Source organism: Flintibacter muris (genome assembly GCF_943192995.1).
GTDB classification, from domain to species: Bacteria; Bacillota; Clostridia; order Oscillospirales; family Oscillospiraceae; genus Lawsonibacter; species Lawsonibacter muris.
Window position 1 is genome coordinate 1 of the sequence record NZ_CALPCP010000103.1, and the last position, 2,124, is coordinate 2,124.

General features: G+C 53.6%; 4 protein-coding genes and 1 pseudogene. All 5 read right to left on the reverse strand.

All coding sequences use genetic code 11. From position 1 onward, the window contains the following. On the reverse strand, positions 1 to 638 hold a 638-nt coding region (locus NFS22_RS23410), incomplete at its 3' end, for a tape measure protein (protein ID WP_251320028.1). A gap of 58 nt (positions 639 to 696) precedes the next feature. Continuing rightward, the gene (locus tag NFS22_RS23415; RefSeq protein WP_251320029.1) at positions 697 to 1,194 is read right to left on the reverse strand and encodes a hypothetical protein; all 498 of its coding nucleotides are present in this window, start codon (positions 1,192 to 1,194) and stop codon (positions 697 to 699) included. Between the two features lie 79 nt (positions 1,195 to 1,273). Continuing rightward, a complete protein-coding gene (locus NFS22_RS23820; protein ID WP_277615033.1) occupies positions 1,274 to 1,396 on the reverse strand; it encodes a hypothetical protein in 123 nt (40 codons plus the stop codon). A gap of 74 nt (positions 1,397 to 1,470) precedes the next feature. Beyond that, positions 1,471 to 1,899 (reverse strand): phage tail assembly chaperone, encoded by a 429-nt coding sequence (locus NFS22_RS23420; RefSeq protein ID WP_251320030.1) that lies wholly within the window; start codon positions 1,897 to 1,899, stop codon positions 1,471 to 1,473. A 33-nt stretch (positions 1,900 to 1,932) separates the two neighbouring features. Beyond that, positions 1,933 to 2,124: pseudogene (locus NFS22_RS23425) on the reverse strand (hypothetical protein); the annotation flags it as partial.

Genomic DNA, 2,124 nt, shown 5'->3' on the forward strand with positions numbered 1-2,124 from the left:
GCGGCCATAGCCTGGGTGAGCTGGAGCATGGCGGCGCTCTGGCCTTGTGCGCTGGCCCCGCCGATGACAAACTGCTTGTTTACCTGCTCCATAAAGGCGATGAGCTCATCGTTGCCGGAAAAGGCCGCCCCGGCGTTGGCCCCCATGCTGGCAATGGCGCTGGCAGTGTCCAGGTAGGCCGCACGAGAACGCTGGGCGGAGGCCATGATTTTGGCCTCCAGAGCCTCCACACTGCCGCCGTCATCCACGATGAGATTAAGCCGGGCCGTGTTGCTGGTCATTTGGTCTGATAGGTTAAAAAGCCGTTTCACGCCAAAAGCCGCCCCGGCGGCAGCGGCTATTTTCCCGATTTGGTTAGTCAAGCCGGTTGCGTGGCCCGTGCCGGTGAGGAGCCCTTTATTGAAACGGTCTTGATTTTGCGCTGCCTTGATATAGTAGCGTTCCATCTTGTCCATTTGCTCGTTGATTTGGCCAATCTCCGCATAAGTAGCCTGAAAGATGGCCGGGTCAAAGGCCTCCCCGGATGCCCGTTTCATATCCTCAAAAGAATGGATGGTAAAATCTAAAACGTGGGTAATTTTTTTCAAAATAGCGCTCATCCCATCGTTGAGCACCATTTGGGAGCGTATTGTTGCCAAGTTCTCACCTCCGGGGCGTATAAAAAGGTCACCCTCCCGCAATAGGAGGGTGACACGCTCATAAAGTTACTTGTTTTTTGGCTTGTGCTGCTATTGGGTGCTGCTGGCGGAATAGCGTGGCCATGTCTTTGCATTTGGGGGTATAGGTGGCGTCAAAGACCATTTGCGCCGAAGCGCCGTCCGCTCCAGTGTACTCTATCACCAAAAATGATGCGCTGTGCACCATCTGTTTTTCTTTCGGCCTGCCTCCGATGATAGCGCCGGTGGGTCCTGCAATCAGTGCGCCCACAAACGCCCCGCCCATACTACTGGTGATTTTGGATTTCTCGTAAAACTCTCGTTGAATTGAGATATTCCGCACCCGCTCCATAGAAATGGAGTATTCCGTATCCGGGGTGTCAACCTCAATGCGGTCATCAAGATAGTAGATTTGGCAGAAAGCTTTGGCAGGAACCGAAAGTCCGGCTATACAATCTACAGATACAAACGCACGAACACCCGGCCTTTCTTTTTTTGCTTTTATTGCGGGGTCTAATTTGGGTTTTAGCAGCCCCATAATGGCATACCTCCTTGGCGGTGATACTACCATTTTAGGCTAATATGGTTCACGATGTCAAGGGTCGGAGCCAAAAAGATTATTTCCGTTTGCCCCTTTTGGCCGCCTTTGCTTTCAGCTCCGCCTCTTTTTTCTTTTCGGCCTCAATACGGGTCTTGATGGAGGCGATGACAAAGGCCCGCTCTTTCACAGGCAAGTTCATGAATTTGGACGGCTCCCAGCCAAACCTTTGCAGACAGAAATGGGCAAAGTTGGCCTCCGGGTCACCGTCCAAAATCAGTTTTTTGCCTCATCCACCAGCTCCGGCTCATCCTTAAATCCATTGACCTTAAAGACCTCCGTGATGTAGTCATCAAACTCGCCGCCGATGAGCATAGCGCCCACCAGGTCCTCCGGCTTGGTCACGCCCCAGCTATCCTGGAGGGCGGCGTCATTGAGGTCCGGGAACATGGTGCACGCCGCCGCCACCCTGGCCTGGAAAGTGTAAGTGTCAAGCTGCTGTGTGTACTGACCCTTTTTTCCAATCACCGGGACCTGTCGGATGCAGGAGGAGCGGATGCGGGCGTACTCATCGGCGGAGATGCAGCGGATTTCCCACTCCACCGGCTTGCCGTCCTCCCCCACGAAACGGGGGGAGGGGGCAAAGCAGGCGTTTTTGATTTCCGCCACATTGGGGCGCATAAATGCGGACAGGCTCTTACTCATGGTGTTTTTCCTCCTTGTAGTCATGCCGCCCTATCACATATAGGACGGGTTGGTATATTTCTCAGGACGGCTAAAGCTATCGCAAAAGCCCTCAATGGACTGTTCAATAAAGTCACCCTCAGCGTTGAACATAGACAGCAGCACGTCACCGTCCAGCACGCAATCATTATAGATTTTCGTGCTCCGGCCCACGCTGCTGGCCTGGTCATCGTTGGAGGTCTGGAT

Excerpts from the sequence above, each read along its gene's own strand:
- NFS22_RS23415 (WP_251320029.1), bottom strand. The coding sequence starts at position 1,194 with ATGGGGCTGCTAAAACCCAAATTAGACCCCGCAATAAAAGCAAAAAAA.
- NFS22_RS23820 (WP_277615033.1), bottom strand. The coding sequence starts at position 1,396 with ATGAACTTGCCTGTGAAAGAGCGGGCCTTTGTCATCGCCTCCATCAAG.
- NFS22_RS23420 (WP_251320030.1), bottom strand. The coding sequence starts at position 1,899 with ATGAGTAAGAGCCTGTCCGCATTTATGCGCCCCAATGTGGCGGAAATC.